At 79.9% G+C, this 1,848-nt stretch carries 2 pseudogenes; both read left to right on the forward strand.

Annotated elements, in window-relative coordinates:
• Positions 1-474, forward strand: a pseudogene (locus tag ACSNOK_RS32815) (hypothetical protein); the annotation flags it as partial.
• Positions 475-977: 503 nt separating this feature from the next.
• A pseudogene (locus ACSNOK_RS32820) lies at positions 978-1,848 on the forward strand (hypothetical protein); the annotation flags it as partial.

The following is a 1,848-nucleotide window of genomic DNA, read 5'->3' on the forward strand; positions in this document are numbered from 1 at the left end:
GCCCCGGTGGCCGCCGCCCCCGTCCCGCCGACCGTGGACCGCGTCCTCGACCGCCTCACCGGGCCGACGGGCCCGGACGTGGGGGAGCGGCTGGGCCTGCGGCTCAGCGCCGAGATCGCCCGGGAGGCGGGCCGTGACGAAGCCCGCCGCGCCGGCCCCGGGGGCCCGCCGGCCACCGGCGAGCCGGGGCTCGACGGGCTCGCCCCGCTCTTCCCGCTCCAGCCCCCGCGCAGCGGCCGGGAGCTGCTCACCGACCATGTGACGGCCATGATCTGCTGCGCCGCCGTCGACACCGCGGGTGCCACCCCCGGCCTGGACTGGCTGGACGGCCCCGCCCTCCTGGTCGGCGGCGCCCGCCGCGCCGACCTGGCCCGTACCGTCCTCAGCCTGATCGAGGACGGCGATGGGGAACCCCTGCGCGCCTGGCTGGGCGAGGTCGGGGTGCGCCCGGAGAAACCCGTACGGCTGGGCTGAGAACGCCGGGGGGAGACCGCGTGAACCAGAAGGACCACAACGGCCGCACATCCGGCCCACCCCCACCCGAACGGGAGCCCGGCCCCTCCGGGCCGGGGCCGGAGCCCGGACCTGCCGGGCCGGGGCCCGGACCTGCCGGGCCGGCGCCCGGGCCTTCGGGGTCGGATCCTGGCTCTGCCGAGCCGGGTTCCGACGCTGCTGGGCTTGCGCCGGGCCCGCGTGGGCGGGGGCCGGGTTCTTTAGGGCGGGGTTTCGAGCCCGCCGGGCCGAGTTCCGACGCTGCCGGGTTTGAACCTGATCCGCACGAGTGGGGGCCGGGTCCCTTCGAGCGGGGTTTCGAGCTTGCCGAGTCGGGTTCCGATGCTGCTGGGCTTGCGCCTGGCCCGCGTGGGCCGGGGCCCGGTTCGTTCGGGCGGGGTTTCAAGCCTGCCGGGCCGGGTTCCGACGCTGCCGGGTTTGAACCTGATCCGCGTGGGCGGGGGCCGGGTCCCTTCGAGCGGGGTTTGGAGCCTGCCGAGTCGGGTTCCGACGTTGCCGGGCTCGAAGCCGACCCGTTCGGGCCGGGGCCGGGTTCCGCCGGGCCCGAACCCGGCGCCCTTCGACCGGCGGCCGGCCCGGCCGCCGTAGCCCGGCCCGGCCGCCGGACCTGGGAGTCCGCCGCCCTGGCCCATGCCGCCACGGACCCCTTCCCCGAGCCGCCGCTCTCCTGGCTGGCCGACCTCTCCACCACCGACGGCTCCTCGTACGAGGACGCCTTCCCCGACGCTCCCCGAAGCGACGGCCCCTCCGGCCATGCCACCCCGGGTTCCGCCGACGGACCCCTCACCGATCTCGGGGGAGCCGGCTGCCGGCCGGACGGCCACGAGCCGGACGGCGGCGGCGCGCGGGCCGCCGCCCGCCAGGACGCCGGCGCGCCCGCCGGTGAGCCACCCGCCTTCGGGCGGCCCGTCGGCTCGGGGTACGGCGGCCGTGGGCCGGCCGGAGACGCGTGGGCCACCCCCGAGTGCGCCGGGCTCTCCGAGGGCGGCTCCGCCTCCGACGACGCTGCGGGCAACGCCGCCTCCGTGGCCGCCGGCGGGCCGCCGGCCGGCTCAGCAGGCGGCCGCCGCGCTCCGCGCAGGGCCACGCGAGCCGTCTCCGCGCGCGGCGGGCCATCCGCGGACGGCGCCACGCCCGCCGGCCCGCAACGGCGCGCTCCCGCACCCGGCAGCGCCGCCGATCCGCCCGCCGGGGGAAATCGGGCGCCCGCCGGCCCGAGCCCCGTGCCCGACGCCGGAAACCGGGCGCCCCCCGACCGCGGCGCCGTACCCGCCGCTCGCCTCTCCCAACACGCCCCGGCACCGCGCGCCCGCGCCGCCTCACCCACCGCCGCCT

The sequence above is a fragment of the Streptomyces sp. URMC 126 genome, assembly GCF_051386555.1.
Classification (GTDB): domain Bacteria; phylum Actinomycetota; class Actinomycetes; order Streptomycetales; family Streptomycetaceae; genus Streptomyces.